General features: G+C 50.5%; 23 protein-coding genes. 11 read left to right on the forward strand and 12 right to left on the reverse strand.

The annotated features are described in order from the left end of the window. Nucleotides 1-4 precede the first annotated feature (4 nt). Nucleotides 5-730 carry a hypothetical protein gene (locus C7B82_RS15960; RefSeq protein WP_106257276.1) on the reverse strand — a complete coding sequence of 242 codons (726 nt, stop codon included), beginning with the start codon at nucleotides 728-730 and terminating at the stop codon, nucleotides 5-7. Nucleotides 731-961: 231 nt separating this feature from the next. Between C7B82_RS15960 and C7B82_RS15965 the strand changes: the two genes are divergently transcribed. Next, nucleotides 962-1,396: a hypothetical protein gene (locus tag C7B82_RS15965; RefSeq protein ID WP_106257277.1), complete on the forward strand. Its 435-nt coding sequence runs from the start codon at nucleotides 962-964 to the stop codon at nucleotides 1,394-1,396. A gap of 121 nt (nucleotides 1,397-1,517) precedes the next feature. Here the strand turns inward: C7B82_RS15965 and C7B82_RS15970 are convergent, their stop codons facing one another. The 3 genes from C7B82_RS15970 to upp form a co-directional block, all read right to left on the reverse strand. Next, a complete protein-coding gene (locus C7B82_RS15970) occupies nucleotides 1,518-1,823 on the reverse strand; it encodes a YggT family protein (RefSeq protein ID WP_106257278.1) in 306 nt (101 codons plus the stop codon). Nucleotides 1,824-1,953: 130 nt separating this feature from the next. Then, the gene (locus C7B82_RS15975) at nucleotides 1,954-2,292 is read right to left on the reverse strand and encodes a ssl2009 family thylakoid membrane protein (protein ID WP_106257279.1); all 339 of its coding nucleotides are present in this window, start codon (nucleotides 2,290-2,292) and stop codon (nucleotides 1,954-1,956) included. Between the two features lie 114 nt (nucleotides 2,293-2,406). Beyond that, nucleotides 2,407-3,057 carry a uracil phosphoribosyltransferase gene (upp, locus tag C7B82_RS15980; RefSeq protein ID WP_106257280.1) on the reverse strand — a complete coding sequence of 217 codons (651 nt, stop codon included), beginning with the start codon at nucleotides 3,055-3,057 and terminating at the stop codon, nucleotides 2,407-2,409. Nucleotides 3,058-3,639: 582 nt separating this feature from the next. On the opposite strand from upp, the gene crtH reads away from it, so the two are divergent. Continuing rightward, nucleotides 3,640-5,184 (forward strand): carotenoid isomerase, encoded by a 1,545-nt coding sequence (gene crtH / locus C7B82_RS15985; RefSeq protein ID WP_106257281.1) that lies wholly within the window; start codon nucleotides 3,640-3,642, stop codon nucleotides 5,182-5,184. Between the two features lie 43 nt (nucleotides 5,185-5,227). Here crtH and C7B82_RS15990 read toward each other — a convergent pair whose 3' ends face one another. Further along, nucleotides 5,228-5,431, reverse strand: coding sequence for a hypothetical protein (locus C7B82_RS15990; RefSeq protein ID WP_106257282.1), 204 nt, complete (start codon nucleotides 5,429-5,431; stop codon nucleotides 5,228-5,230). A 686-nt stretch (nucleotides 5,432-6,117) separates the two neighbouring features. Here C7B82_RS15990 and C7B82_RS15995 point away from each other — a divergent pair. Next, entirely contained in the window at nucleotides 6,118-6,429 is a 312-nt protein-coding gene (locus C7B82_RS15995; RefSeq protein WP_106257283.1) for a Mo-dependent nitrogenase C-terminal domain-containing protein, read from the forward strand. Between the two features lie 49 nt (nucleotides 6,430-6,478). On the opposite strand, the gene cobW is transcribed toward C7B82_RS15995, so the two are convergent. The 3 genes from cobW to ndhM all read right to left on the reverse strand — a co-directional run bounded on the left by cobW (nucleotide 6,479) and on the right by ndhM (nucleotide 9,069). Beyond that, nucleotides 6,479-7,555 (reverse strand): cobalamin biosynthesis protein CobW, encoded by a 1,077-nt coding sequence (gene cobW / locus C7B82_RS16000; RefSeq protein ID WP_106257284.1) that lies wholly within the window; start codon nucleotides 7,553-7,555, stop codon nucleotides 6,479-6,481. Between the two features lie 152 nt (nucleotides 7,556-7,707). Continuing rightward, entirely contained in the window at nucleotides 7,708-8,424 is a 717-nt protein-coding gene (locus C7B82_RS16005; RefSeq protein WP_106257285.1) for a biliverdin-producing heme oxygenase, read from the reverse strand. A 303-nt stretch (nucleotides 8,425-8,727) separates the two neighbouring features. Continuing rightward, nucleotides 8,728-9,069: an NAD(P)H-quinone oxidoreductase subunit M gene (ndhM, locus tag C7B82_RS16010; RefSeq protein WP_106257326.1), complete on the reverse strand. Its 342-nt coding sequence runs from the start codon at nucleotides 9,067-9,069 to the stop codon at nucleotides 8,728-8,730. Between the two features lie 593 nt (nucleotides 9,070-9,662). Between ndhM and coaE the strand changes: the two genes are divergently transcribed. Both coaE and C7B82_RS16020 read left to right on the forward strand, forming a co-directional pair. Further along, the gene (gene coaE, locus C7B82_RS16015) at nucleotides 9,663-10,316 is read left to right on the forward strand and encodes a dephospho-CoA kinase (protein ID WP_106257286.1); all 654 of its coding nucleotides are present in this window, start codon (nucleotides 9,663-9,665) and stop codon (nucleotides 10,314-10,316) included. A gap of 29 nt (nucleotides 10,317-10,345) precedes the next feature. Next, nucleotides 10,346-11,113 (forward strand): hypothetical protein, encoded by a 768-nt coding sequence (locus tag C7B82_RS16020; RefSeq protein ID WP_245939929.1) that lies wholly within the window; start codon nucleotides 10,346-10,348, stop codon nucleotides 11,111-11,113. A gap of 96 nt (nucleotides 11,114-11,209) precedes the next feature. Here the strand turns inward: C7B82_RS16020 and C7B82_RS16025 are convergent, their stop codons facing one another. Further along, nucleotides 11,210-12,613, reverse strand: a complete 1,404-nt coding sequence (locus C7B82_RS16025; protein WP_106257287.1) for a TldD/PmbA family protein — start codon at nucleotides 12,611-12,613, stop codon at nucleotides 11,210-11,212. A gap of 242 nt (nucleotides 12,614-12,855) precedes the next feature. On the opposite strand from C7B82_RS16025, the gene C7B82_RS16030 reads away from it, so the two are divergent. Together C7B82_RS16030 and C7B82_RS16035 are read left to right on the forward strand one after the other, a co-directional pair. Further along, a complete protein-coding gene (locus tag C7B82_RS16030; protein ID WP_106257288.1) occupies nucleotides 12,856-15,000 on the forward strand; it encodes a CapA family protein in 2,145 nt (714 codons plus the stop codon). 9 nt (nucleotides 15,001-15,009) lie between these two features. Then, nucleotides 15,010-15,879, forward strand: a complete 870-nt coding sequence (locus C7B82_RS16035; protein ID WP_106257289.1) for an aldose epimerase family protein — start codon at nucleotides 15,010-15,012, stop codon at nucleotides 15,877-15,879. 79 nt (nucleotides 15,880-15,958) lie between these two features. Here C7B82_RS16035 and C7B82_RS16040 read toward each other — a convergent pair whose 3' ends face one another. Continuing rightward, a complete protein-coding gene (locus C7B82_RS16040; RefSeq protein WP_219904464.1) occupies nucleotides 15,959-16,675 on the reverse strand; it encodes an HAD family hydrolase in 717 nt (238 codons plus the stop codon). 144 nt (nucleotides 16,676-16,819) lie between these two features. Between C7B82_RS16040 and C7B82_RS16045 the strand changes: the two genes are divergently transcribed. Continuing rightward, nucleotides 16,820-17,203, forward strand: coding sequence for a hypothetical protein (locus tag C7B82_RS16045; protein ID WP_106257290.1), 384 nt, complete (start codon nucleotides 16,820-16,822; stop codon nucleotides 17,201-17,203). 185 nt (nucleotides 17,204-17,388) lie between these two features. Here the strand turns inward: C7B82_RS16045 and C7B82_RS16050 are convergent, their stop codons facing one another. After that, complete coding sequence (locus C7B82_RS16050; RefSeq protein ID WP_106257291.1) at nucleotides 17,389-18,402, reverse strand: glycosyltransferase family 2 protein; 1,014 nt, start codon at nucleotides 18,400-18,402, stop codon at nucleotides 17,389-17,391. A gap of 210 nt (nucleotides 18,403-18,612) precedes the next feature. Here C7B82_RS16050 and C7B82_RS16055 point away from each other — a divergent pair, with 210 nt between their 5' ends. Together C7B82_RS16055 and C7B82_RS16060 are read left to right on the forward strand one after the other, a co-directional pair. Continuing rightward, nucleotides 18,613-20,259 carry a cyclic peptide export ABC transporter gene (locus tag C7B82_RS16055; RefSeq protein WP_106257292.1) on the forward strand — a complete coding sequence of 549 codons (1,647 nt, stop codon included), beginning with the start codon at nucleotides 18,613-18,615 and terminating at the stop codon, nucleotides 20,257-20,259. Between the two features lie 413 nt (nucleotides 20,260-20,672). After that, a complete protein-coding gene (locus C7B82_RS16060; protein WP_106257293.1) occupies nucleotides 20,673-21,818 on the forward strand; it encodes a glycosyltransferase in 1,146 nt (381 codons plus the stop codon). A gap of 51 nt (nucleotides 21,819-21,869) precedes the next feature. Here C7B82_RS16060 and hemL read toward each other — a convergent pair whose 3' ends face one another. Further along, nucleotides 21,870-23,168, reverse strand: coding sequence for a glutamate-1-semialdehyde 2,1-aminomutase (gene hemL, locus C7B82_RS16065; RefSeq protein ID WP_106257329.1), 1,299 nt, complete (start codon nucleotides 23,166-23,168; stop codon nucleotides 21,870-21,872). Between the two features lie 92 nt (nucleotides 23,169-23,260). Here hemL and C7B82_RS16070 point away from each other — a divergent pair, with 92 nt between their 5' ends. Beyond that, nucleotides 23,261-23,491, forward strand: coding sequence for a ChaB family protein (locus C7B82_RS16070; RefSeq protein ID WP_245939930.1), 231 nt, complete (start codon nucleotides 23,261-23,263; stop codon nucleotides 23,489-23,491). Nucleotides 23,492-23,499 lie beyond the last annotated feature (8 nt).

Raw genomic sequence — 23,499 nt, forward strand, 5'->3', positions numbered from 1 at the left:
TGGTTTATGGGTCTAACCAGCGCCAGTTGGGTCGATTCCAGTCATATACTCCCTGAATCTCGTATTCAGTGCCGTCTTCGAAGCGGATGATGCAGCTGATCTCACTGCTGCCTGAACCTTTAGCCTTGTCTACACCTTCGCTCGCATTTTCAGTGGAGGCTGGGTCAATCCCACTAGCCTCCAGCGCTGGGTTGACACTGACCACTGTACAGGGAAACCATTCTCGACTACACGGTCCCGTTTCTTGGACCCACTCCCACAACCCATTGGTGACCTCAATGCGATCGCCCACTTTCAGCCGCGGTCCATCATCGTTCTCTAAATCGATATAGTCTGCAAGATGTAACGGCGTAATTTGCTCGACCCATTGAATCCCGTAGCGCTCCCGGATGAACTGCACTGCTCCAGAGCTTCTACCGCTCAACCAATCATTTAGCAGTGTGATCTTCCAGGGTTGGTTCTGGCGTTCTTGTAATTCCACAAAAGCTAGAAACGTCTGCCGTTCTTCAGGCGTTAACTGCTCTAGAGGATTGCTTAAGCCTAATTCAGCGTTTCCGACAGCGGCCTTAAAACTACGATCGTGACCTAGTTTGCCATTCTGCTCAAACTGCATCGCGGCCCGTACCGCTTGAAGCAAGATTTGCTTTTGGCGATCACTCAGCGGATGTAAAGCGGCTTCACATTGCTTAAATGCCGCGGTTAGAGCTGCTTCGATCTCAGAGTGAGTCATGCACTAGGTGTCAAGTCGTAGACGAAATCAGGCTAGAGGATGTCTAGTTGTGGTAAGTAAGAAGGTTAATCGATCGTAGCGATCGTTAACTGAAAATTAATTTCTTATTATGACAAAACTTTCAAAAAGCATCCTCCAGCTTATTTATTCTCAATTCGGGCTAAGCTGAGTCATGACTTCTGAGCGCTGCAACGAAGTCATGCGCCCACTGCTTCTAGCGACTCACACTTTATGCCTTTCCGAGCGTTTGCCACGATTCTTGCTACAGGGTTGCTGTGGCTTCTCACGACCTGGAGTACTCCACCTGCTCTGGCACTGACTCAAATTAGACTGTTTGACCTTTCTTATCACGACTGCCCGGCCGAACTCGTAGATGAGCCTGTCAGAAGCGGGGTTGCCAGCATTTTCCCTCACTGCTTTATCGTGACTGGTAAAACTGAAAACAAATCTGGCAAGCCTGTCGTCAACGCGGATATTTTTGGCCGTATCTACGATGCCAACAATGATTCCGTTATGCAAAACCGCACTCGTCTGGGTGCAATTGACGAAGTTCCACCAGGGCTTGGCACCTTTGAGCTAAGAATTTCAGTTCCAGCTAGCCAGCCAACGCCACTCAAGCTAGAACAATTCAAAGCAGCAGGTTTTACTGGCATGGTGCGCCGTTAGAAAGTAGATCAGAAATCAAAAAACTGCCCCACAATAGTGTTTTGTAGGGCAGTTTTTTGATTTCTAAGCAAAAGAAAGTAATGCTTGTTCAGTCGCTAGATCCGCCGAGTACCTTCAGCACTTACATTGGCAAGCCTGACTGCATACCTGCAAGCAACTGAGCAACAGAGGGCAAAATGGCAGACTGAACCACCTGTAAAAGAAGCAGTGCCAGGATAGGAGAAAAGTCGAGGCCACCCAGGGGCGGGATGATCGATCGAAAAACGTTGAGGTATGGGTCGGTTAACTGACTTAGAATGGAGAACGGCGGGTCAAACCAGTTGATGTTGGGAAACCAGCTCAAGAGAATCCGAATGAATAGCAGAGCAGTATAAATATTAATGAACGTTACGATTGTTTGAAACAGAAGAGGAATCAGAGAACTCATAGGGGTGTTGCTTCCTTACACGACGAAGTTCATTGGTACCTGGACTTAATCTAACGAATATTAGCAGCGCTTGAATCAGCCAAATAGAGTTTATCACCTCAAATTAGATCGGCTGCTACGAGTAGTGAGGTTATGGTTCTCTAACGATCGATCGCCCACCTGACTCAGCCCCATTCACCCCGCCAAGCTGCTGGCGCACGTCATCAATGGCATCGTTGAGCTGGGCAATTTTATCCTCCAGGCTGCGGCGAGCGCCTTCCATATCAGCCTGTCCATTCGAAGCTTTCAGCGATCGCCGCTTCGGTTTGTTACTCAAGCGTGGGTCTGCCTGACTGGCATTTAGCAGTGGCTCCTCAGACTGCGGGTTCAGCACTCTAGACGCAACGACCGCACCTAAAACACCGCCAACGATGCCGCCAAAAACTGCACCCACTAAGAATCCGCCTGAAAAATTGTCTCGCTGACTCATCGCTGATCAAAATCCCAATTGCATCGTTGAAATCAACTGTTGCTCTGTTATCTCTAGCATAACCGTTGTCACATTGAACTGCCTGGACGACCATTAAGGCTTTAGGTTAGCACCTCACGTGCCAAATGTGCGATCGCCCGCGTCACCCAGTCCTGGAACAATAAAGCCCTTTTCGTTCAAGCCTTCGTCGATCGCTGCAGCGTAGATGTTGAGACTAGGATAAGCAGCACTCAGCTTTTGCAACGCGGTTGGTGCCACAACCACTGAGATAATGCGTACTAGCGCCGGATCAACTCCCCGCTGTGTCAATTCTGCCATAGCTGCGATGCTAGTGCCGCCAGTGGCGAGCATGGGTTCTGTAATTAAAACGCGCGTCTGGGGATCAAACTTTGCTGGCAACTTGTTGAGATAACAGCTTGGCTCCAGGGTCTCTTCGTTTCTCACAAAACCAATATGGTAAATCGACGCCAGTGGCAGCAATGCTTGAGCCCCGTCGAGCAGCGCTAACCCTGCACGTAAAATTGGCATCACTACCACTGGAACCGTTGGATCGATAAAGGTCGCCGGGCTGGGCGCTAGAGGCGTATCAATGGTTGTTTCCTGAATGGGCAGCCAGTCGCGAATAGCCTCATAGGTCAGCCAGCGACCCAACTCGGTCATGGCGCTGCGAAAGAGCGTTGACGGTGTCGAGGCGTCACGGGCTACAGCTAGCCAATGTTGGATGAGCGGATGCGGCGGGACGTAGACGCGCAGTTGAAGAGTCATAACGTTGAGAAGAACAAAGAAGGGAAGAGACTAGTCTCAGAGGGCGTAAGTCTGACCCATCATACTCTCTTAATACACCTTAGTTTGTTCGCCTCAGGACTTCCTGTGATACCCAATTGTGTCATTGCCCGGAGGCTCTTACCGTCGATCGCACTCCCCCTCTCCTGGTTGACTGACAGATCTTTTTTGTCGGCTGGGTTGAACAGCGTAAAACCCAACGCTGGCTTTAATTTGTTGGACTACGCTAACGCTAACCCAACTTACGAGGTTGCAGGGTTGCAGAAGTTTTATCAGTCAACCAGCCGCTTCTTACAGCCTGAAAGCACAACTGCGTAAACGGCAGATTATATTGACAGTATTCTCAATAGGGCTAGTCTTATTTTTAGTGTTCTCCTCTCTGAAGGATTCAGTAGGGGCTTGGTCAGCAGCAAAAGACTAAGCCTCTTTTTTTTGTTGCTGCCATCACTGTGACTGCTTCACCCCTTCTTGATGACAAACTATCTACTGTCGGTTGACCGCTGAAAGCCCTTTGGGCGCATTAACTCCGATAAACTGTTAGAAGACTTGTTCATCGTGGGTTTCATGGCTTTATCTTCTCCATCGGCTTCTGAGCGATCGTCTCTACTGTCATCTGCCACCGAGTTTGACGCGATCGTGGTTGGTTCAGGCATTGGCGGATTAGTCACTGCTACCCAATTAGCGTTAAAGGGAGCCAGTGTGCTGGTGCTAGAGCGCTACCTGATACCTGGCGGTAGTGCTGGCTATTTTGAGCGAGAAGGGTATCGATTTGATGTTGGAGCATCGATGATTTTTGGGTTTGGGCAGCAAGGCACCACTAATCTCCTTACTCGTGCTCTGCAAGCAGTCAACGTGAGCCTGGAGACCATTCCTGATCCTGTGCAGATTCATTACCACTTACCCGATGATCTAGAGCTGAAAGTGCATCGGAACTATGAGAACTTCTTGCAAGAACTGATTGCTTGTTTTCCCCATGAAGCGGTAGGTATTCGCCGGTTTTACGATGAGTGCTGGCGCGTTTTTAAGTGCTTGAACGTGATGGAGTTGCTCTCGCTAGAAGAACCACGCTATCTTGCACGCGTCTTCTTTCAGCATCCGTTTGCTTGTCTAGGGTTAGTCAAGTATTTACCTCAAAACGCTGGCGACATTGCTCGACGCTATATTAGCGACCCAGTCTTGCTGCAGTTTATTGATATAGAGTGCTACTGCTGGTCGGTGGTGCCTGCCGATCGCACCCCAATGATCAATGCAGGGATGGTCTTTAGCGATCGACACTACGGTGGCATTAATTACCCAAAAGGTGGCGTGGGTCAAATCGCCCAAAAGCTGGTTGAAGGTCTAGAAAAATGTGGTGGGCAGATTCAGTACAAGGCCAGAGTCACTAAAATCCTGCAAAAAAACGGGCGTGCTATCGGCGTAGAGTTGGCATCTGGCAAGAGTTACTATGCCAAACGGATCATCTCCAACGCGACTCGCTGGGACACGTTCGAGAAACTGATTCCACCCACACAAATGCCAGCGGCCGAACACAGATGGCAGCGCCGTTATCAGAAATCTCCCAGTTTCCTCAGTCTCCACCTGGGTGTTAAGGCCGAAGCACTGCCTCTAAGAACAGAATGCCACCACATTTTGCTAGAAGACTGGGAGCGCATGGAAGCTGCTGAGGGCACCATTTTTGTCTCCATCCCCACCTTGCTCGATCCGTCGCTGGCTCCTCCGGGACGTCACATTATCCATACCTTTACACCCAGTTGGATAGAGGCCTGGCAGCATCTCTCGCCCAGCGAGTACAAAGCCCGCAAAGCAGCAGCAGCGGCTCACCTGATGCAGCGACTAGAGCGCCTCTTTCCGAATCTTGCCGCTTCTGTGGACTATCAGGAAATTGGCACCCCACGCACTCACCGACGCTTTTTAGGACGCGATGATGGCACTTACGGACCGATCCCTCGACGCAAATTAGCAGGCCTACTAGGCATGCCCTTTAATCGCACAGCAGTTTCTGGGCTTTATTGCGTCGGGGATAGTACGTTCCCAGGGCAGGGGCTTAATGCTGTTGCTTTTTCTGGTTTTGCCTGTGCCCATCGTGTGGCAACCGATTTAGGCTTGTAACGCTGTTCTAATGCTATAGAGGATGCTATAGAGGGAATCGGTCTTAATCAACCACCCGTAATCGACCTGCCCGCAACCGTTCAAAGATTCGGTTGATCAACTCTTGCTCAGTGGGGCTAATGGTCTTTTGAGAGAGTAGTGCGGACATGAACTGCTGCTGGTCTTTGCGGCTAATCCTGCCGCAGGCGGTAATTCGATTCACCATCTGTTCGATGTCAGGACAGTGTAGATGAAGATCTTTTGTCATTGATGCACCCAAAACAATCGCACATTGAGTTTACCAAAACTCCACCTTTTCTTAAACACAACTTTAAAGCATAATTTTGCGATCGCGATCCGACTACAACCGTGATTCAGATCACAGTGCTGTAAGGTTCAGTAACTCAAGTCGATTATTTCTGATCAATGTAAATAGTAAGCTTTTCTTTTTATCGTTGAATAGTGTAATTTACCGGCTTCGGTTTTTTGCTTTTACGGAAAATCTTTTTATCACTTTGCTGAGGACATACAAGAAGGTTTAGATACCAGCATCATCAGACTTTGTTTGCTCGCGATTTTGCAGTAACGATGACTGAAGGCTCTACAGAACAGTCGTCTGTATCGTATACTACGGTTTCTTTATTGCTTGTATTATGCAGCTAAATGCGATCGTGTGTCATCAGAATAAGTACAACCTCAAGGCAGCTCCCGCACTAAAAATTTTCTTCTCTTTTTCACTTTAAATCGCCAAAACTAGGGCTTGATTTTTACAAGTGAGGATGAGAAATTCATTAGAAATTTATCAGGATTCTCGCAAATCTAGCCTTAGCTTTACGGAAAAAATGATCCTGATTTGTATCTTGTAGAGAGGAACAATCAATTAGTTACAGCATCAAAGCACATAAGTGCCTGAGTAACTGATTGAGACCATACAGACAATAGGGGGTTAACACCATGTCTGATTTAGACCTAGCGTTTCATGCCAGTTTGCACCCTGAAAAAACATCCGACACTCTTCGCCTTAACGTGTTGCAGCCAGTCCGCCAGTGGCTGGATCGGTTCCCTGTAAGCAATCCAGCACTAGCCCGGCTTCTCTACAAGCTTATTCCTGGTCAGTGCCCCTTTGAGCGTGATGTTGTTGTCTTCGGTCGCAAACTTGCCCATATTCCTCCCCTCTGCAAACTCAACCCACTTTACGATCAGCTCGTGGGACTTCGCTTTCGCTCCATGTGCTATCTGGTTGATGTGTGCGGGGAGACCCTTTAGAGGATAGGGGCTAGGGAACCGAAAAAGTGACTCAAAACGTCCCTTCCTATCACACAGGCAAAGCGGTGAGCTGAATTTCGATTTGAGCAGCATCCAGAGCGCGACCAATGAAAACAAGACGGGTTTGTTTTAGTTCTTCAGGCTGCCAGGGGCGATCGTAGAACTGATCAAAGCGTTTACCCACGCCCTGCATCACCAGACGCATTGGCTTCTGCGGCACGGCAACAAAGCCTTTAATCCGATAGATTTCCTGCTCCTGCACCAGGGTTTCTAGCTGTTGCCTCAATAATGTGGGATCAAATGCGCGATCGAGCACCAGATGAACAGAGGTAATTTCATCATCGTGATCGTGGTCTTCTTCCTCATCATGGTGGCTCGACCGGGAGCTTAAATGATCTTCAACGGCAGCTTGAAAGCCGAGCAGAAGATTGGGGTCAAGTTGCCCATGCTGGCTAGAGACAATTTTGACGCCTTTAGGAAGCTCTTGTCGCACGAGTTGCTCAACCTGACCCTGAGTTTGGGCATCCACTAGATCGGCTTTGTTGAGGATGACCAGATCAGCGCAGGCAAGCTGATCTTCAAACAGTTCCTGAATAGGAGTTTCGTGATCTAGACTGGGATCGGCCTGACGTTGGGCTTCTAGCGCTTGTAGATCAGTCGCGATCGTGCCTGTAGAAACAGCTTCGCAATCAACCACCGTGATCACACCGTCTACCGTGACCGCATGAGAAATTTCGTGCCAACGAAACGCTTTCACTAAAGGTTTGGGGAGTGCCAGCCCTGAGGTCTCAATCAGAATACAATCCAGGCTCTCTCTACGTTTGAGTAGCTCTAACATAACAGGGAGAAATTCTTCCTGTACGGTACAGCAGAGACACCCATTGGTCAGTTCGACAATATTGGATGGACTAATGGTGAGTGCGGTTGCTAATTCGTCGGTCGAGGTGTCGTCATCGCAAACCTGGCACGATCGCAGCAAATCGCCATCGATGCCCAGTTCGCCAAACTCGTTGACCAGCACAGCGATCCGTCTGCCCTGGTTGTTTTGCAGGAGATGGCGAATGAGCGTTGTTTTGCCGCTACCGAGAAAGCCTGTGATAATCGTTACGGGAATTTTTGCTGCCATGTATAGAGTTTTGAGTTTTAAGTTTCAGCCTTCAGCCTTCAGCCCTCTGCCTTCAAATGGTGAATCCTGGGGACTTGATAGGGTTTTGACTACCAAGCCCCCAGGATTCGAGGGAAGACGTTAGAGCTGGAAGAGTGTGTCGGCGGTGGGCATTAGTCAGCGGTTGCTAGTTCAGTACTTCCACGAGTACGACGGCGTGTGAGGGTGTTAAACAGCATGGCACCGATCGCTTTGATCAGGTTGCCTTCTAGTTCCTGGAACAGCTTCATGTTCATACCAAAGGCAGCATTCGCTTCGTCCACAATGCGATCAGCGGTTGCATCATCGATCGGGAGAGCATTCATAGCTTCACGATAGTTGGCTTTGAATAGCTTCTCGTCGGGAATGTTGTGAAATTCGTAGAACGCTGTTCCATTCCCCTCTGAAAGGTTCATGCCCCGTTGTGCGATGCCTTTCAGAATTTGACCACCCGAGAGGTCACCCAGATAACGGGTGTAAGAATGGGCAATCAGCAATTCAGGAGCCTCCTTTGAGATCTCCCGAATGCGCTGTACGTAGGCTTCAGCTGCTGGGGAAGGTGCTACTTGCTCACGCCAATTGCTGCCGAAGTAATAGTACAGATCCTGCTCCAAGGCCGCTTTGCGGTTCAGCTCTGGAAAGCAAATTTTGGCAAGCAATGGATGCTGCTGATGCTGCTCCATTTCTTCTTCCATCGCTGAATAAACGAAGTAAAGGTTGGATACAAGCTTGCGATAGGAGGTTTTCTCAACGACTCCCTTTAAAAAACATTTCACGAAACCAACATTCTCAGCCATTGAGTGCGACTTTTTGGTGCCCTCACGTAGCTTTGCTGCTAAATTACTGCTCATGCTAAATCTTCTAAATCTAACGTTGACTCGATGGTGGACGATGCGCCGATCGGTAAGCGCGATTTAACCTCTTCAATAAGCCACCCAATTGTTACGGTAGACTGATTTGATGAGAGTTTTTATTAAAAAATCTAAAGCAAATCGCTACTGTGTAAGCGTTCCCGAACGAAAAAGATAAGGATCGCAAACGCTTTACGAGTGCAAATGCGTCGCGAACGATACACTTCCACATCAAGTCTATGTTACTGACAAAATGTAACCGTCGCCACGATCTCGCCGAATCAGCGTACCTAACCGCAATTGCTAGCTTTCAGCGGGCACCACACGTGGTAAGCCCATGCTGTAATTGAGCGCACGGCTATTGAGATTGTAAGAAATGTCGCCTTTTTGCAGAAGCGATCGCACGAAATGCTCTAAATCAGAGCCAATGCGACGAAGGTTATAGTCGGTCAAGTCGGCTCCACCATAGGCTTCTACTAACTCATCAAACTTTCGGTACACCTTCTGTACAGACTCTTCGCTCCAGTTGAATTCATTGTCTGGGTCGATATCGAGCGTTAACACGCTGTCACTGGGTACGAGCTCATTCTTTTCGACGACAGCCGTAAAAATATGGATGTGTCGGGTGGTGGATTTTAACAGCATGGCGTAAACTCCGCTGGACTGGTTACTGGGCAAAGCTCTGCTCTTCATTGTAAAGGGCGATTTCACCTTTTGCTCAGTTGTTTTTTGCAGTGAAAAGCGGTGCCGAGCTAGAAGGACAATAAGCGGCAGTCTGTCAATACTGACACAATAAACTTCTTGCCGCTTGGAGTCAGATAACTTTGCTATTGTGCAAAGTGGAGTGCGAAGGGGCGCCGTAGCCAGTGTTGAACTGACGGCAAAAACCGTGCCAAACGACTGCAATCGTATTCGTCGATGCTTCGCTAGACCACAAGACACCATAGGCTAAGACTACAATTATCCAATGCTTTGTGCTATCTACTGGCTCACTCCACGATCGGTATCGATGCTGGTGAGCGTTGTCTGCCCATTTTGCCGAGTTTCAGTTCATCAGTAAGAAAACTGGCAAAATTAAGTAAGACTTTCAACGGCGACTACAGAAGGGCTGTTTTAGCTGTCTGCATTGACTGCACGTCTTTCTTGAGAGTCCTTAACTTTCTTGAGAGTACTAAAACAGTAACCCTATAAGAGAGTCCTTGCTGGCAGATCACCTCAACATTCTCCGGTGTTTACGTATGAACATTCGCAACCAAGTCGAGCCATTTCAACGCCTCATTGGTCTCACAGGTGGCATTGGGATGGGCAAAACGACCGTTTCGAACTACTTGGCGACCGTTCACAAACTGCCCGTTTTGGATGCTGATGTTTACGCCAGAGAAGCGGTTGAGCCAGGTTTGCCGGTGCTGGTAGAGATTGCTGAACGTTATGGGGCCGGTGTACTGTTGCCGGATGGGACGCTGGATCGTCATCGGTTGGGCGACATTATTTTTAGCAGTCCGCCAGAGCGGTTGTGGTTGGAACAACAGATTCATCCTCATGTGCGCGATCGTCTGATCGAAGCCATGCACGCTTTGTCGAGGCAAGAGCCGTCGCCATCCATTGTTGTGCTAGTGATTCCGCTGCTGTTTGAAGCACGCATGACTGATCTCGTGACTGAAACTTGGGTGGTGCGCTGTCCCGAAGCGCAACAGATGGAACGGTTGATTGCGCGCGATCACCTTAGCCTACAGCAAGCCCGCGCTCGTATTGACAGTCAGATGTCGATTCAAAAGAAGGCTGCTCATGCTGATCTGGTGCTGGACAATGCATCAACGCTAGAACATCTCTTTCGGCAAGTGGACGCTGGGTTGTTAAAGCAGCCCATTCACTTAACCGCACCGCGTGGGTAAGTGATGGCCTTAGCGTTAAGTCTGAAAGGGTGCGATCGTTTGTTACTGCCATCAATCCATTGCAGCATGACAACGGATTCTGCTTTGGGTTGACTTTAGACGATAATTGGTTGGAGACAAGCCGTAAGGTTTTTCATCCTTCGTTTTTTAATGTTCACAACCAGTCACCTGAAGCACATGAAGGCGTTGGGGGTTTTTATCGAGACTTTTATATGGGCGCGACGCTGCAACAAATCGCTGGCTATCTGGATAACAAAGGGTGGAAGTATAAGCTTGACGAAGACGAATGCCGTATTCTCACAGGCGTTTATGCCGAAAACATTCAAGAATTTCTCATTGTCATCCAGCTTGATGAAGATGGTGAATTTTTTGAGCTCTTCGCACCACGCGTTCTTTCTGGGGTGAATAATCATCCTCACAAAGCAGCCATTCTCCAAACAATGCTTTGTATCTCCTGGGAAACCAAAATGCTGCAATGGGAGTACGATCCGTCGGACGGTGAAATTCGCGCCATCATTGAGTTTCCTCTAGAAGATTCCACGCTGACCGAGCGGCAGTTCAATCGCTGTTTGTTTAGCCTGGTTGAGCTGGTGGATGAAATTGCGTTGCCTCGTTTGCAAACGGTTATGGAAACAGGTGAAGACCCTGGTGATGTCACGGAGGGAGAACGACTGCTGCTGAAGCTACAGGAAGAATCTCCCGGGCTGCTAGATGTACTCGAACGAGCGATGGAAGCCCGCAAGCGACGGGGCAGGTTGCCCTCAGAGAGCGAAGATCCTCCAGAGAGTAAAGGTTAGTCAAGAGGATTAGCCTGCTGCAGAAACCGGGTTTCTCAACGAGAAGCTGATTGCAAATTCAAGCCGCGCCCCAAAACCCGGTTTCTTTTAAAGTCGTTAGTCTTCAACAGCTTCCCCACCCACGACGACATTACGAATTCTCAAGCTGGGGCCGCCACAGCCAACCGGTAAGCCGCTTTGGCCACCTTTGCCGCAGCCGCCGGATTCGTCCCAGAAAAAATCGTCGCCGATCGCCTCAATATCTCCCAGTGTTTTAAAAGCATTGCCTGATAAAGTGACATCTCTAACAGGCTCAGCGATTGCACCATTGCGAATCATCCAGGCTTCCCCAGCGGTGAACGTAAACATTTCGCCATTGGTCATGCCGCCTAGCCAATTGCGGGCGTAGACGCCTTCTTGAATGCCGTTGCATAGATCGGCAACAGGAGTTTTACCCCGTTCGATCCAGGTGTTGGTCATACGGACGATCGGTGGATAGTGGTAATTAAGGCAACGAGCATTGCCAGTAGCGGCTTCACCCAACTTGCCTGCAGTTTCACGAGAATGAAGCCGTCCGACTAGCACGCCATCCTTAATGAGTTGCGTCGTAGTGGCTGGGGTGCCTTCATCGTCATAAAAGTAACTGCCACGATGACCAGCGGGAGACGCACCGTCAAAGATTTGCAAATCAGCAGAGCCAAACTGCCGTCCGATGCTCATCACTTCCATCAAGTCCGGGTTCTCGTAGGTCATGTCGGCTTCAGAAAGGTGCCCAAACGATTCGTGCACAAATAGCCCGGTGAGAATGGGGTCAATCACAACCGTATAGGTGTTGCCTCGTACGGGCGGTAGTGCCAGTGAATCGACTGCTCGTTGCGCCGCATGGCGAACTTGAGCATCCAAGCCCAAGAGATCTTCATACGCCTTGCGAGAACCTGTCGTTTCGCGTCCAGTCTGAACCGTTTCACCGTTGCGCGCGGTGGCAGCAAACCGCATTTCCATGTCAACCCACGATTGCTCTAATAATGTGCCTTCAGACGTGGCGAGAATAACGTGCTGAGCACTATCGCCGTAACGGACAGAAACGGTTGCAATTTGGGGGCTGATGCTGCGGAGAATCTCGCTGTAGTGTTGGCAAAGCGCTTTTTTTTGTATCAGAGGGATTTGGCGGGGATCGGTGCCTGTGAGAGGGAGGATACAGGTATCTTGAATGGGCGTGATTGGTGCTAGCAGCGTTTCGTCATCGCCAACGAGATGGGCTGCCGCGATCGCCTCTTCAATGCGATCGCTCAGCGTGGAGAGTTGGTTAAAGCTGGCAAACCCCCAGCCCCCTTTGTGGCAGGCTCTCACCTGCCCTCCGATCGCAATCCCTTCTGTCAATGTTTCAATTTTTTCGCCCCGCAGGAGAATATCGGCTCCTTCGGCTGCTTCCAGGCGTACTGCCAGGTAGTCTACGCGAGTGCGATAGCGCGTCATGAGGTCAGCAAGCAAGTCCTTCAGATGAGCGGGCAAGGTAGCCATATCAAAGCATTGTTAAGAATCACCTCCTTTATTCTGCAGTGAATTGCGAGGGTTGGCAGCGCTGACTGCAATTTGCCGTAGTGGTTAAAATCTTAAGATTTAGGCGATTTGCTGTTACCTTTATGCCGAAAGTTGAGAATTATGGAGTATTAATGAACTAATGATTGCGGTAATGTTGGCCAACTAGCAGCAAAAACCGTAGTGCTAGGTGTGACGGCGGCGGCGAGTGAGGTTGGAAATTCATGGTTTATACAGATGGTGTTCACCATCCATCGCTAGTGGAACTAGCGCGGGCGGGCAATTTTCAGGCGATCGCACACTGGCTTAACTCGGTGCTCATGCCCCACGGCATGCGCGCGTCTGTGGGTGGCATTCGTCCAGGGTGTTTGAAGGTACTGGTCGAATTTGCTCTATCGCCAGAGCAACATGAACTATCTGATCCGTGGCGCAGTCAACTGATTCGTTTGATCTGTCACCGCATCTGGAAGCTCAATTCTGCCCAAATTGAGGGCGTGCGGATTGCTGGCAAACTGGCGCATGAAAAAGCAGTGCTCTGGGAACAGGGTGTACGGGTTGTTTCACCCGCGCGTCGTGCCAGAAAACAGCGATCGCAGCAGCTTCGTACTGAGCTTCGTCAAGCAGCGCAACAGCGATCGCAGATGAAGACCATGCGATCAATGCTGATTAGCGGTCCACCCATTTTTGCCTTTGTCTTTGGCTGCGTTTTAGGGCTTTCTAAGGCGCCTTCTCAAGAGACCAACGCGATCGCCTCTTCCTCACTCCCCAAAGCAACCCCTAGTCCGAACCCAGCCGTTCGTCCTGACACCGTTCAGACTGCGCTAGAAACGGTGCCTGTGACCAAGCACGATCGTGTACCCGACCCCAACGACCCTACCGTCACTTTGATGTTTGCGGGTGATGTCACGCTGTCTGATCACTTTGCTGATGCGATCGGGCAAGACTACGAGCGCACCTTTGCCAACATGGATGAGTACCGCAAGGCAGACGTGGGTATGGTCAACCTGGAAAATCCCTTGACGAGGGCAACGATTCCGTTACCCGATAAAAAGTTCAACTTCAAAGCCGATCCAGACTCAGTGAAAGCGCTCACCAGCGGCGGTATCAGCTTAGTGAATTTAGCCAACAACCATGCTATGGATTACCAGGAACCTGGACTGTTAGAGACGCTAGAAACACTTAAAAACGCTGGCGTTGAGCACGTTGGTGCAGGGCGAGATGTCAAAGAAGCGCGTCGACCCGAAATCATTGACGTAAAGGGCCAGCGGGTCGCCTACTTTGGCTATTACGGCGCTGACTTTGAAAGCGCTAACGAAAATCGAGCAGGCACTAACTACGCCGACGAGCAGAGCATTGCAGAGGATATCAAGGCCGTTCGCAGTCAGGTGGACTGGGTGATTGTGAACTATCACTGGGGGGAAGAACTGGCGACCCACCCAGCCGATTGGCAGGTAAATTTAGCGCACTTCACAATCGACCAGGGCGCTGATGTTGTCGTGGGGCATCATCCCCATGTGTTACAAGGTGCAGAAATCTATAAAGGCCGCCCGATCGCCTACTCAATGGGTAACTTTATTTTTGGCGGCAATCCGCGCAGTGACTACGATACCGCTGTCTTGAAAGTGGCGCTGAAAGACAAGCAGATGAAGGTTGAATTTGTCCCAGTGGAAGTGCGGGGCTACCAGCCGAAAGTGGCCAGTGAGCGTAGTGCCGAGATCCTGAATCACCTTGCGGATCTTTCCAGTGGTTTTCAGCAGCCGTTGCGATCGCCGATTGCCTTAGAGGCTCGTCCATCCGTGCCTGCAACGACTGCCGTCACACCAACCGAGCAGCCAGTACAGCCCACTGGCGCGATCGCCTCGCCGGAAGCGCCTGCAACGTCAACGCCTACAGAGACAGTGGCTCCATCTCCCAGCCCTAATGAGAGCGTGCAGCCAACGCCGCTTCAAAAGGAAAAGCAGCCTGGGTTCGCCAATCCTAGCGATTCGTTTATTACCTCGCCAAACCGCACGCCGCTTGACTCGATGCAGCCTGGGGCAAATGGTTTTCAGGGGGCAACCCCATCGTCTGACTCAATGGTGCCTGCAACGGAGCCTGCTCAGCCCAACGCGCCTGCGTCTGAAGCAGAGCCAGACCACGCCTCGTTACCGCAAAAGAAGTTGTTGAGCTTTGTGCCCTCCACGCAGCGCCGCACCGTGGCAGCAAGCCCAGCCTCTCATTCACACTCTGTGCCTCAGCCGCATCCGACGCCAGCGCCGCAAAAGCAAACGTCTGCTGCTGAAAAGCACCGCAATGATTGGGTTGCTTCAGAACACGTGGGCGCTGAACTGATTCCAGATGTGTCATTATTGGCAGCGATGGCATGGTGAGGTAAGCGGATGTTTGCGATCGCGGTTGAACAAGGTCAATACAAGACCTATACGCTCTCTGACTCAGCGACGAAAACATCGCTAGAGGTGATCCCAGAGCGAGGCGGTATCGTGGCGCGCTGGCGAGTGCAAGGGCAGGATATTTTTTATCTGGATGAAGCCCGTCTGACCGACCCAGCGTTGACCGTACGGGGCGGCATTCCCATCCTGTTTCCCCTTTGCGGCAATCTGCCGGACAACACCTATACGCATCATGGGCAACCTTACACGCTCAAGCAGCATGGCTTTGCCCGTGAACTGCCCTGGACAGTGGTTGATCAGTCGGTGGGCGATCGCGCCAGTCTTTCCCTTTCATTAACCAGCAATGACCGGACTCATGCCGTTTATCCCTTTGACTTTGAGCTGACCTTTACTTACACGCTGGACGGCAATCAGCTCATTGCCCATCAACGCTATACCAATCACTCGGATGAACCCATGCCGTTCAGTGCTGGCTTCCATCCCTACTTTCAAGTTTTAGACAAGACGCAGCTAGAGGTTGATATCCCTGCCGATCGCCTACTAGACCAGCCGACCAAGAGCGAACATCCTTTCAGCGGTAAGTTTGACTTTGAGCAAGACGAAATCGACGTTGCCTTCACGAACCTGTCTCGCCAATCTGCAAGCATTACCGATCGCGCCCAAGGTCTCCGCCTGACCTTGACCCAAAGCGACGAGTTCTCGATCATTGTTTTCTGGACGGTCAAAGGCAAACCGTTCTATTGCCTGGAACCCTGGACAGCAGGGCGTAATGCCATGAATACGGGCGATCGGCTAATTCACTTAGGCCCAGGAGCCAGTATGGAGACTACTTTTACCTTGACGGCAGAGTTCATTTAAAGGTTCTTAGGCATTTTCGGATTAAATACCAATGTAGGGCATGGCAGTGTCATGCCCCTACCAGACTTGGTAACTAAAACTAAAGGCTGTTAACGGTTACTCCCAATAATTGCCAAAGCTCGGGGGCAGAAAAGTCGGCAACAACCAGCGTGGCTCCTAGCGAGTACAGTGCTTGAGGATAGTGAGTAGACGCAATGCCAACGGTAAGAATGCCTGCGCCGACAGCTGATCGTAGGCCAGAGGGTGAATCCTCGAACGCGATCGCCTGCTGAGGAGAGAGTCCAAACTGCTTCAAGGCATGAGTATAGGGAGCGGGATCAGGCTTACCGATGCCAAGCACGTCTGAGATGACGACCTGATCAAACGTGTCTTCTAAATGCAGTGCCTTCAGGACGTGGTAGACATTTTCAGTCGGTGCATTGGTCACAACACCTTGCTTCATCTCCTGCTGGTCAGCCCACTGGATGATCTCCATAAGCCCAGCCAGAGGGGTTAGCTGAGGCACCTGTTCACGGAAACGAGCTTCTTTTTGGTCAATAAACTGCTGCTGTTCCTCTGAGGAAAGGTGTGGCAACAAATCGTCTACGATCGCCGGATTTAAGCGTCCGCTAATCTTCGTTTGATAAAACGCTTCATCAATATCCAGCCCAAACTCTCGCAGCATTGCCTGCCAAACTTGAAAGTGCAGCGGGTCTGTGTTGACCAACGTGCCGTCTAAATCGTAAAGAATTGCTGCCAGTTTGGTTTCTACAACAGCAACGGATGCTTGTTTGGAGGACGGTTGAGTCGGTGACACGGGCGATCGCTCAAAAATGCTTCACTCAACGTAACATTTTTGAGCCATGAGAAGACTCATAGAACTCTCATAGAACTCTCGTAGAGATGCATTATCTTTGAGAAGACGCTGTTCTCATCTCAGGCATACAAAGGAGCAAGGCTGATGAAATATTTGCTGATTGGTGTACTGCTGACAATGACCGCGATCGTCACGAATGGCACGACTGCTCACGCTCAAGCGCTTGCTCCCAAGGCTGCTACTCCGGTAACAAAGCAGAGTGCACCGTTGGTAACTCAACCAGCGTCTCTTAAGCCCGTGTCAATCGACTCTGGTCGTTCTGGAAAGCCTTATACGGCTGACCAATTGAATGGCCTTTTAGGCACCATCCAGGCAAACCCTAAAACGGCTGCGCCACAGCCTAAAAACTCGATCGAGTCCCTCATCCAACGCTTTTCTAACTCCGATCGGAAGCCAGCCGCCATCGACCCGATCGATTTCTTCAAGCCCCCTGCCTTAGATGGTGGAGTAAAAATACCGCTTCAGTGAGCGTTGAGAAATTCTTTTAGAACTGCTTAGGAACAAGAATTTAATCACTACGGCAAATAATTTGTCGATTTTATTTAATCCACGATCCTTAGTGGTTCACGAGTGTTACTACTAACGACTCACCACTGACCACCAACCACTGATCGCTCAATGCTACAAACCATGACCTTCTTCCTTTACAGCCTCTAAGCGTCGAGGAGATGGCTGTAGGTTTTGAGTAGATAGTCGGGTTGGCGCGACGTAATCGTGTAGCCGATGAAAATCAGCATGGCGGAGGCAAGCACGATCGGAAAGGTGAAAGGGAGGTAGAACAGGTGGCGACGGTCGTATTTTGCCATTTTGCGGATGCGATCGAAAAAGATGTCCATTTTGCCTTTGAAGCCAGACATGGGATCGCGATCGTTGGGCACTGACTGAGTTGCTCTTGATGGGGTTGCTTCGCCAACGGTCTGGGCTGACAATCGCTGTTGCCAGTAGTAATCGTGTCCAATGAGTAAGAAGCGCCAAAATAAATGAGACAAACTGCTGGGTGGCGCGTGGGTGGCTCTTGCTTGAGGCTGTCGCCAGATCGTGCGACCCTGCTGCCTTAAGCTTTTTGCGTGAATCACGCAATTGCCTCGATATAGGGGTAAAAGGACTGGAATCGGGTGTTCTAGTAGGAACTCGCGCCGGAAGGCGACGTTATTGAGAAAGTACTGGGTTGTCGGTGCTAACGCGTTCTCGCCTGAATATTGCGGGAAGATATAGGTCAGTGCCATGGCTGTGCCGTAGAAACCAACCCCGCGCGTCATTGTTTCGCCAGCAACAATTTGAACGTCATTGCTTTGTGCAAAAGGCGTCAAGAGCGATCGCAGCCAGCCCGCCTCATAGGTACAGTCAGAATCGCCATACACAATCACTTGCCCCGTAGCCGTTGCTGCTCCTAGCATCTTTGCCTTGTAGTAGCCTGTTGTGGAGGGCACTGAGTGCACCTTCAGCCAGGGATAGCGATCGCACAGTTGATCCAACAACTGAGTTGGCGTATCGCCACTGTCAATAATCAACACTTCATTAGCCGTCGTGAGTGGCACATCCTGTTGTGCCAGGGATGCTAATGACTGCAATAAACCGTCTAGATCAGCATTCGCTAAGTTCTCTGTCTCCAACACTAAGGAAAAACTTGGCAATTTTTTGACTGGTACTATAGGTACTGATTGCATTGGCTACTCCTACAAAGCAAAGGGTATCAGGGCTAATGACGCGAGAGATTCAACCTCCGCCAGGTCTCTTCTTGGCTCCTGACGGATGGCATTGTTATCCATACTTTGATTTTCAATCCTAAATTGCCAGAATAATAGGATTTAGTGTTCTTCAGTGTAAAGTTCATCTTGTCTCAGAGGGGTCTCTGCGGCAGAGCGTAATGACAGCTAATGAGTTTGATTGTTTTTCTCTTGCGTTCTTCCTGGTGGATGGTAGCGATCGCCATTCTGACGGGTTTTCTGAGTGGCGGCAGCACCGCGAGCCTGATCGCTCTGATCAGTCGATCGCTAAGCCAGGGATCGCTGCATTCGCTGACCGCGATCGCCTGGGTGTTTGTGGGCTTGTCATTGATTGCCTTGGTGACGAGCGTTATTTCGCAGCTAATGCTCATTCAATTGGCGCAGCAGGCGGTCTTTCAACTGCGCCTTAGCCTCAGCCGCCAAATTCTCACCTCTGAGCTTGCCCATCTCGAAAAACTGGGTGCCCCTCGTCTGCTGGCGACCTTAACGGATGACGTGCAGGCTGTGACCGATGCAGTGCGGCTAGTGCCCTTTCTTTGTATTGATTTGGCAACGGTGGCAGGCTGTTTGGTCTACATTGCCTGGCTCTCCTGGCAGGTGTTTTTCCTCGTTGTGGGGCTCACGATCGTAGCGCTCAGTAGCTGCGGTTGGCTGCTGCGACGGGGCAAGCAACTACTGGCGCGCGCACGTGAAGAGGAGGATCACCTGTTTAAGCACTTTCGTGCCGTGACGGAAGGCACGAAAGAACTGAAGTTGCATTTTTGGCGACGACAGGCGTTTCTGCAGGAGGATCTGCAGCCCACCGCGGCAGCCTTCCGTCGCTATAGCGTCCGTGGACTGGTGTTGTTTGCTGTGACAGCCAGTTGGGGCAAGCTGATCTTTTTCTTTGCCCTTGGGTTTGTGCTGTTTGCGCTACCCAAATTTATGACGCTGAATCCACAGACCGTTTCGGGATATGTGCTGACGTTTACCTACCTGATGTTGCCAATGGATCGCCTGGTTAGTCAATTGCCAACCATTAGTCGGGCGGGCATTGCACTCGGCAAGATTAATTCGTTGGGGCTGTCTTTGACGAGTCGGGCGGAACTGACAACGGTGCCAGAGCCTGTCTCTGGTAACTGGCAGACAGTGACGCTCAAGAACGTCGCTTACACCTACCAAACTGATCAGGACGATGCCTGTTTTGTGTTGGGACCGATCGACCTAACTCTGCAGCGCGGCGAAATTATCTTCATTGTGGGTGGTAACGGTAGCGGCAAATCGACCTTGGCAAAGCTGATCACAGGGTTGTACACTCCAGAAATGGGTGAAATTTACCTGGATGAGCAGTTAATCGATGCCGATCACCAGGAATGGTATCGTCAGCACTTCTCGGTTGTGTTTGCCGATTTTTACCTCTTCGATCGTCTCTTAGGCTTAGATCAAGACGACCTTGATGCCCAAGCCCAGCGCTATTTGCAGCGCTTACGTCTTGATCGAAAAGTGACGGTGGCTCAAGGCAAGCTTTCGACTACGGCCTTGTCTCAGGGACAGCGTAAGCGTTTAACGCTGCTTACCGCCTATCTCGAGAACCGTCCCCTTTATCTTTTTGATGAATGGGCAGCAGACCAAGATCCAACCTTTAAAGACCTTTTTTATACGGAATTTTTGCCGCAACTGCGGAAGCAAGGAAAGACAGTGATTGTGATCAGTCATGATGACCATTACTTTCATCTGTGCGATCGCGTCCTCAAACTGAACTATGGACAGATTGAATCGTATCAACAACATGAGGCACGATCGAATCCATTCGATTAGCCCCTTTATGCTCATCAGAGTCATGCTTGCACGACAATCCTTCCAGAAATTCGGCAGTTTGAGCTGGTTATCATCAGCATAGTGAACGGCAGAATTTATCTAGTGACTAAATGCTTGAGACTCTCTCACTCACCAAGGGCAGAGAGTCTTCGCTAGGTGTTGTTACCCTCTGGGTGCAAGCGTGGCATGAGGGGACATGTGAAAAGTGCTTGAACGTGTAGTGGCCTCAAACGATCGTGGATTCGAGTCCTGCGTGTTGGGGCCAACTGTTCTGGTAACCCCTTCGTTAGGGTTTAGCTCCTGAAGTTTCAACGTTGATGTTGACTCGCTGTGCTTCACATTCCGTTTACAACTTTTAATTATTCTTTTAAGAAGGTTAATTTTTTGGTTGTTCGTGTCAAACACAAAGAACGATGACTACGCTTCTGGAAATCTTGTTTGTTTTGTTAATCGGTAGTTCGATTGTTTTCTATCTCACCTGTGCTGTCTTTACGCACCAGTTCTTTACTCCGACGAACAAACACGGCAGCACAGCCGATCACTCTAGTCCACCCGTTTCAATCCTCGTCCCGGTTTGCGGTCTTGATGCTGGAGCCTGGGACAACTGGTCGTCTTTTTGTCTGCAAGCGTATCCCGATTATGAAGTGCTGTTTGGTGTGACCGATCCACACGATCCAGCACTTCCAATGCTGCAAAAAGTTGTGGAAACGTATCCCGATCGCGCGCGTTTGTTCTGTGGTCTAGAGCCACGCGGCATCAATTACAAAGACAGTAACCTCAGCTACCTACTGGAGGACGCTCGTCATGAGGTCATCATCTTTGCCGACAGCGATATTCGCGTTCAGGCAGACTATATTTGCACCGTCACGGCTCCTTTAGCAGATGAGAAAGTGGGGTTGGTCACCTGTGCCTTCATTGGCTATCATCCCCGGTCAGTAGGGGCCGCGATGGCATCCTTTGGTCGCTGCTTTGACTTTATCCCTAGCTTGCTGATTGCCCGTACGCTCGACCAGGGGCTGCGCTGCGCTGTAGGGGCGACGATCGCCACACGCAAAGCGACCCTCGCTAGCTTTGGCGGCTTGCACTTCAACCGGATTGGCTCTGACTATAACCTGGGCAAACGAGCCGCTCAGGCAGGCTACCGCATTGAGCTATCCCTGCATGTCCTTGAATCTGATACGGGTTACGAGAACATCGCGCAGGTCTTTCAGCGAGAGCTGCGCTGGGCAAGAACGATTCGGTTTAACCGGGGCGCTCAGTACTACAGTATGGTGTTTTGCTACGGCACCGCCTACTGTTTTCCGTTGTTGCTCCTATCGGAGTTTGCAGATTGGGCGATCGCGCTGAGCAGTGTCACCTTCGTAATCCGCTATATCCAGGTATTGATTGCCATTTTCAGCATCAACTGTCTCAAACTTCTGCCCTGGCTCTGGGCTTTGCCTTTGCGGGATGTACTGAACTTTGTTGTCTGGTTCGCAGGTGCGTTTGGTCAGGGTGTCTACTGGCGTGGACGACAACTCCGTGTTGAAGGCGATGGTCTCATCACGCAATGGGAGTGAACATTTATTTGTCTGTCGGGGCGCTCTATGGAACGCCTCGACAGACAAGCGTTAGAGACTCGACAGTACCGCCTGAGCTGCCTCTAGCGTAAAGTCTATGTCCTCATCCGTATGCGCCAGTGAGGTAAAACCTGCCTCAAACTGGGATGGCGCTAGATAAACACCACGCTCCAACATGCCACGGTGGAAGCGGCTGAACTTATTCAGGTCTGACAGTTTCGCATCTTCATAGTTGTGAACGGGACCCTCAGTGAAGAAAAAGCCAAACATACCGCTAATTTGTCCACCACAGACTGCGTGTCCAGCATCCTTAGCAAGTTTCAAAAGCTCATTGGCGAGTCGTTTGGTAACGCGATCGAGCTGCTCATACGTGCCGGGTTGCCGCAGTAGCTCCAACGTTTTGATGCCAGCTGTCATAGCTAGGGGATTGCCCGACAGTGTGCCTGCTTGATACATGGGCCCGGCTGGGGCAACCATCGCCATGATGTCTCGTCGCCCGCCATAGGCACCGACTGGTAGCCCGCCACCGATAATCTTACCGAGAGTGGTCAGATCGGGAGTAATGCCAAATTTTTCCTGCGCGCCGCCGTAAGCAATGCGGAAGCCTGTCATGACTTCATCAAAAACCAGTAGCGCACCATGCTCACGGGTAATTTCCTGCAGACCTGGCAGAAAGCCTGCATCAGGTGGGATAAAGCCTGCATTGCCCACGATCGGCTCTAAAATGACTCCGGCAATCGTACCAGGATTGGCTTCGAACAAGGCTTTGACCGCTTCCAAATTATTGAAGGGAGCCGTTAGCGTGTTGTCGGTCGTCGATTTGGGCACGCCAGGAGAATCAGGTAAGCCGAGCGTTGCTACACCTGATCCCGCTTTGACCAGGAACATGTCCGCGTGACCGTGATAGCATCCCTCGAACTTGATGATTTTCTCCCGTCCGGTAAACGCACGCATCAAGCGCAGCACTGACATGCACGCTTCTGTTCCTGAGTTGACGAAGCGTACCATCTCAATGCTCGGAACCGCATCAATCACCATTTCTGCAAGGACATTCTCTAGGCTAGAGGGTGCGCCAAAGCTGGTGCCTTTCTCTAGCGCCTCATGCAGAGCCTTGAGGACGTCGGGGTGAGCATGACCGCAGATCGCAGGCCCCCAGGTGCCGATATAGTCGATGTAGCGATTGCCGTCAACATCCCAGGCGTAGGCACCCTTCACGTGGTCAAAGACGATCGGCTGCCCACCGACGGACTTAAAAGCACGTACAGGGGAGCTAACACCGCCAGGCATCAGCTTTTGAGCGGCGGCAAAAATTTCTTCTGATTTGGTCGTATTCAAGCTGCTGGTAATCAAAATTGACTCCTTAACGTTCACTGGACTGGGTTTTTCACTTTAAGGAAAGGATCAGTCTAAAGAGGGTGTGCGCTTTTCCGTGGCGACTTATCATGCCATTATCCCATTTGCCACTGCACGGGCTAACGGTTATGTCATATTTAACAAACCAAGATTTACCCATTGATGTGCGCGATCGTCTCTCGGAGACCTCGCAAAGCCTTTATCGGGTTGCTTTTAATTCCGCTATTCAATGGTACGGCGAGGAATCCAAAGCGCACAAGACTGCCTGGAATGCTGTTCGAAACCAAATGTTCAGTCTTAACAGTGCCATGCTGAGCTGAGTCTTTGC

This window comes from Stenomitos frigidus ULC18 (assembly GCF_003003795.1).
Lineage (GTDB): Bacteria > Cyanobacteriota > Cyanobacteriia > Leptolyngbyales > Leptolyngbyaceae > Stenomitos > Stenomitos frigidus_A.

Excerpts from the sequence above, each read along its gene's own strand:
- C7B82_RS15960 (WP_106257276.1), bottom strand. The coding sequence starts at position 730 with ATGACTCACTCTGAGATCGAAGCAGCTCTAACCGCGGCATTTAAGCAA.
- C7B82_RS15965 (WP_106257277.1), top strand. The coding sequence starts at position 962 with ATGCCTTTCCGAGCGTTTGCCACGATTCTTGCTACAGGGTTGCTGTGG.
- C7B82_RS15970 (WP_106257278.1), bottom strand. The coding sequence starts at position 1,823 with ATGAGTTCTCTGATTCCTCTTCTGTTTCAAACAATCGTAACGTTCATT.
- C7B82_RS15975 (WP_106257279.1), bottom strand. The coding sequence starts at position 2,292 with ATGAGTCAGCGAGACAATTTTTCAGGCGGATTCTTAGTGGGTGCAGTT.
- upp (WP_106257280.1), bottom strand. The coding sequence starts at position 3,057 with ATGACTCTTCAACTGCGCGTCTACGTCCCGCCGCATCCGCTCATCCAA.
- crtH (WP_106257281.1), top strand. The coding sequence starts at position 3,640 with ATGGCTTTATCTTCTCCATCGGCTTCTGAGCGATCGTCTCTACTGTCA.
- C7B82_RS15990 (WP_106257282.1), bottom strand. The coding sequence starts at position 5,431 with ATGACAAAAGATCTTCATCTACACTGTCCTGACATCGAACAGATGGTG.
- C7B82_RS15995 (WP_106257283.1), top strand. The coding sequence starts at position 6,118 with ATGTCTGATTTAGACCTAGCGTTTCATGCCAGTTTGCACCCTGAAAAA.
- cobW (WP_106257284.1), bottom strand. The coding sequence starts at position 7,555 with ATGGCAGCAAAAATTCCCGTAACGATTATCACAGGCTTTCTCGGTAGC.
- C7B82_RS16005 (WP_106257285.1), bottom strand. The coding sequence starts at position 8,424 with ATGAGCAGTAATTTAGCAGCAAAGCTACGTGAGGGCACCAAAAAGTCG.
- ndhM (WP_106257326.1), bottom strand. The coding sequence starts at position 9,069 with ATGCTGTTAAAATCCACCACCCGACACATCCATATTTTTACGGCTGTC.
- coaE (WP_106257286.1), top strand. The coding sequence starts at position 9,663 with ATGAACATTCGCAACCAAGTCGAGCCATTTCAACGCCTCATTGGTCTC.
- C7B82_RS16025 (WP_106257287.1), bottom strand. The coding sequence starts at position 12,613 with ATGGCTACCTTGCCCGCTCATCTGAAGGACTTGCTTGCTGACCTCATG.
- C7B82_RS16030 (WP_106257288.1), top strand. The coding sequence starts at position 12,856 with ATGGTTTATACAGATGGTGTTCACCATCCATCGCTAGTGGAACTAGCG.
- C7B82_RS16035 (WP_106257289.1), top strand. The coding sequence starts at position 15,010 with ATGTTTGCGATCGCGGTTGAACAAGGTCAATACAAGACCTATACGCTC.
- C7B82_RS16045 (WP_106257290.1), top strand. The coding sequence starts at position 16,820 with ATGAAATATTTGCTGATTGGTGTACTGCTGACAATGACCGCGATCGTC.
- C7B82_RS16050 (WP_106257291.1), bottom strand. The coding sequence starts at position 18,402 with ATGCAATCAGTACCTATAGTACCAGTCAAAAAATTGCCAAGTTTTTCC.
- C7B82_RS16055 (WP_106257292.1), top strand. The coding sequence starts at position 18,613 with ATGAGTTTGATTGTTTTTCTCTTGCGTTCTTCCTGGTGGATGGTAGCG.
- C7B82_RS16060 (WP_106257293.1), top strand. The coding sequence starts at position 20,673 with ATGACTACGCTTCTGGAAATCTTGTTTGTTTTGTTAATCGGTAGTTCG.
- C7B82_RS16070 (WP_245939930.1), top strand. The coding sequence starts at position 23,261 with ATGCCATTATCCCATTTGCCACTGCACGGGCTAACGGTTATGTCATAT.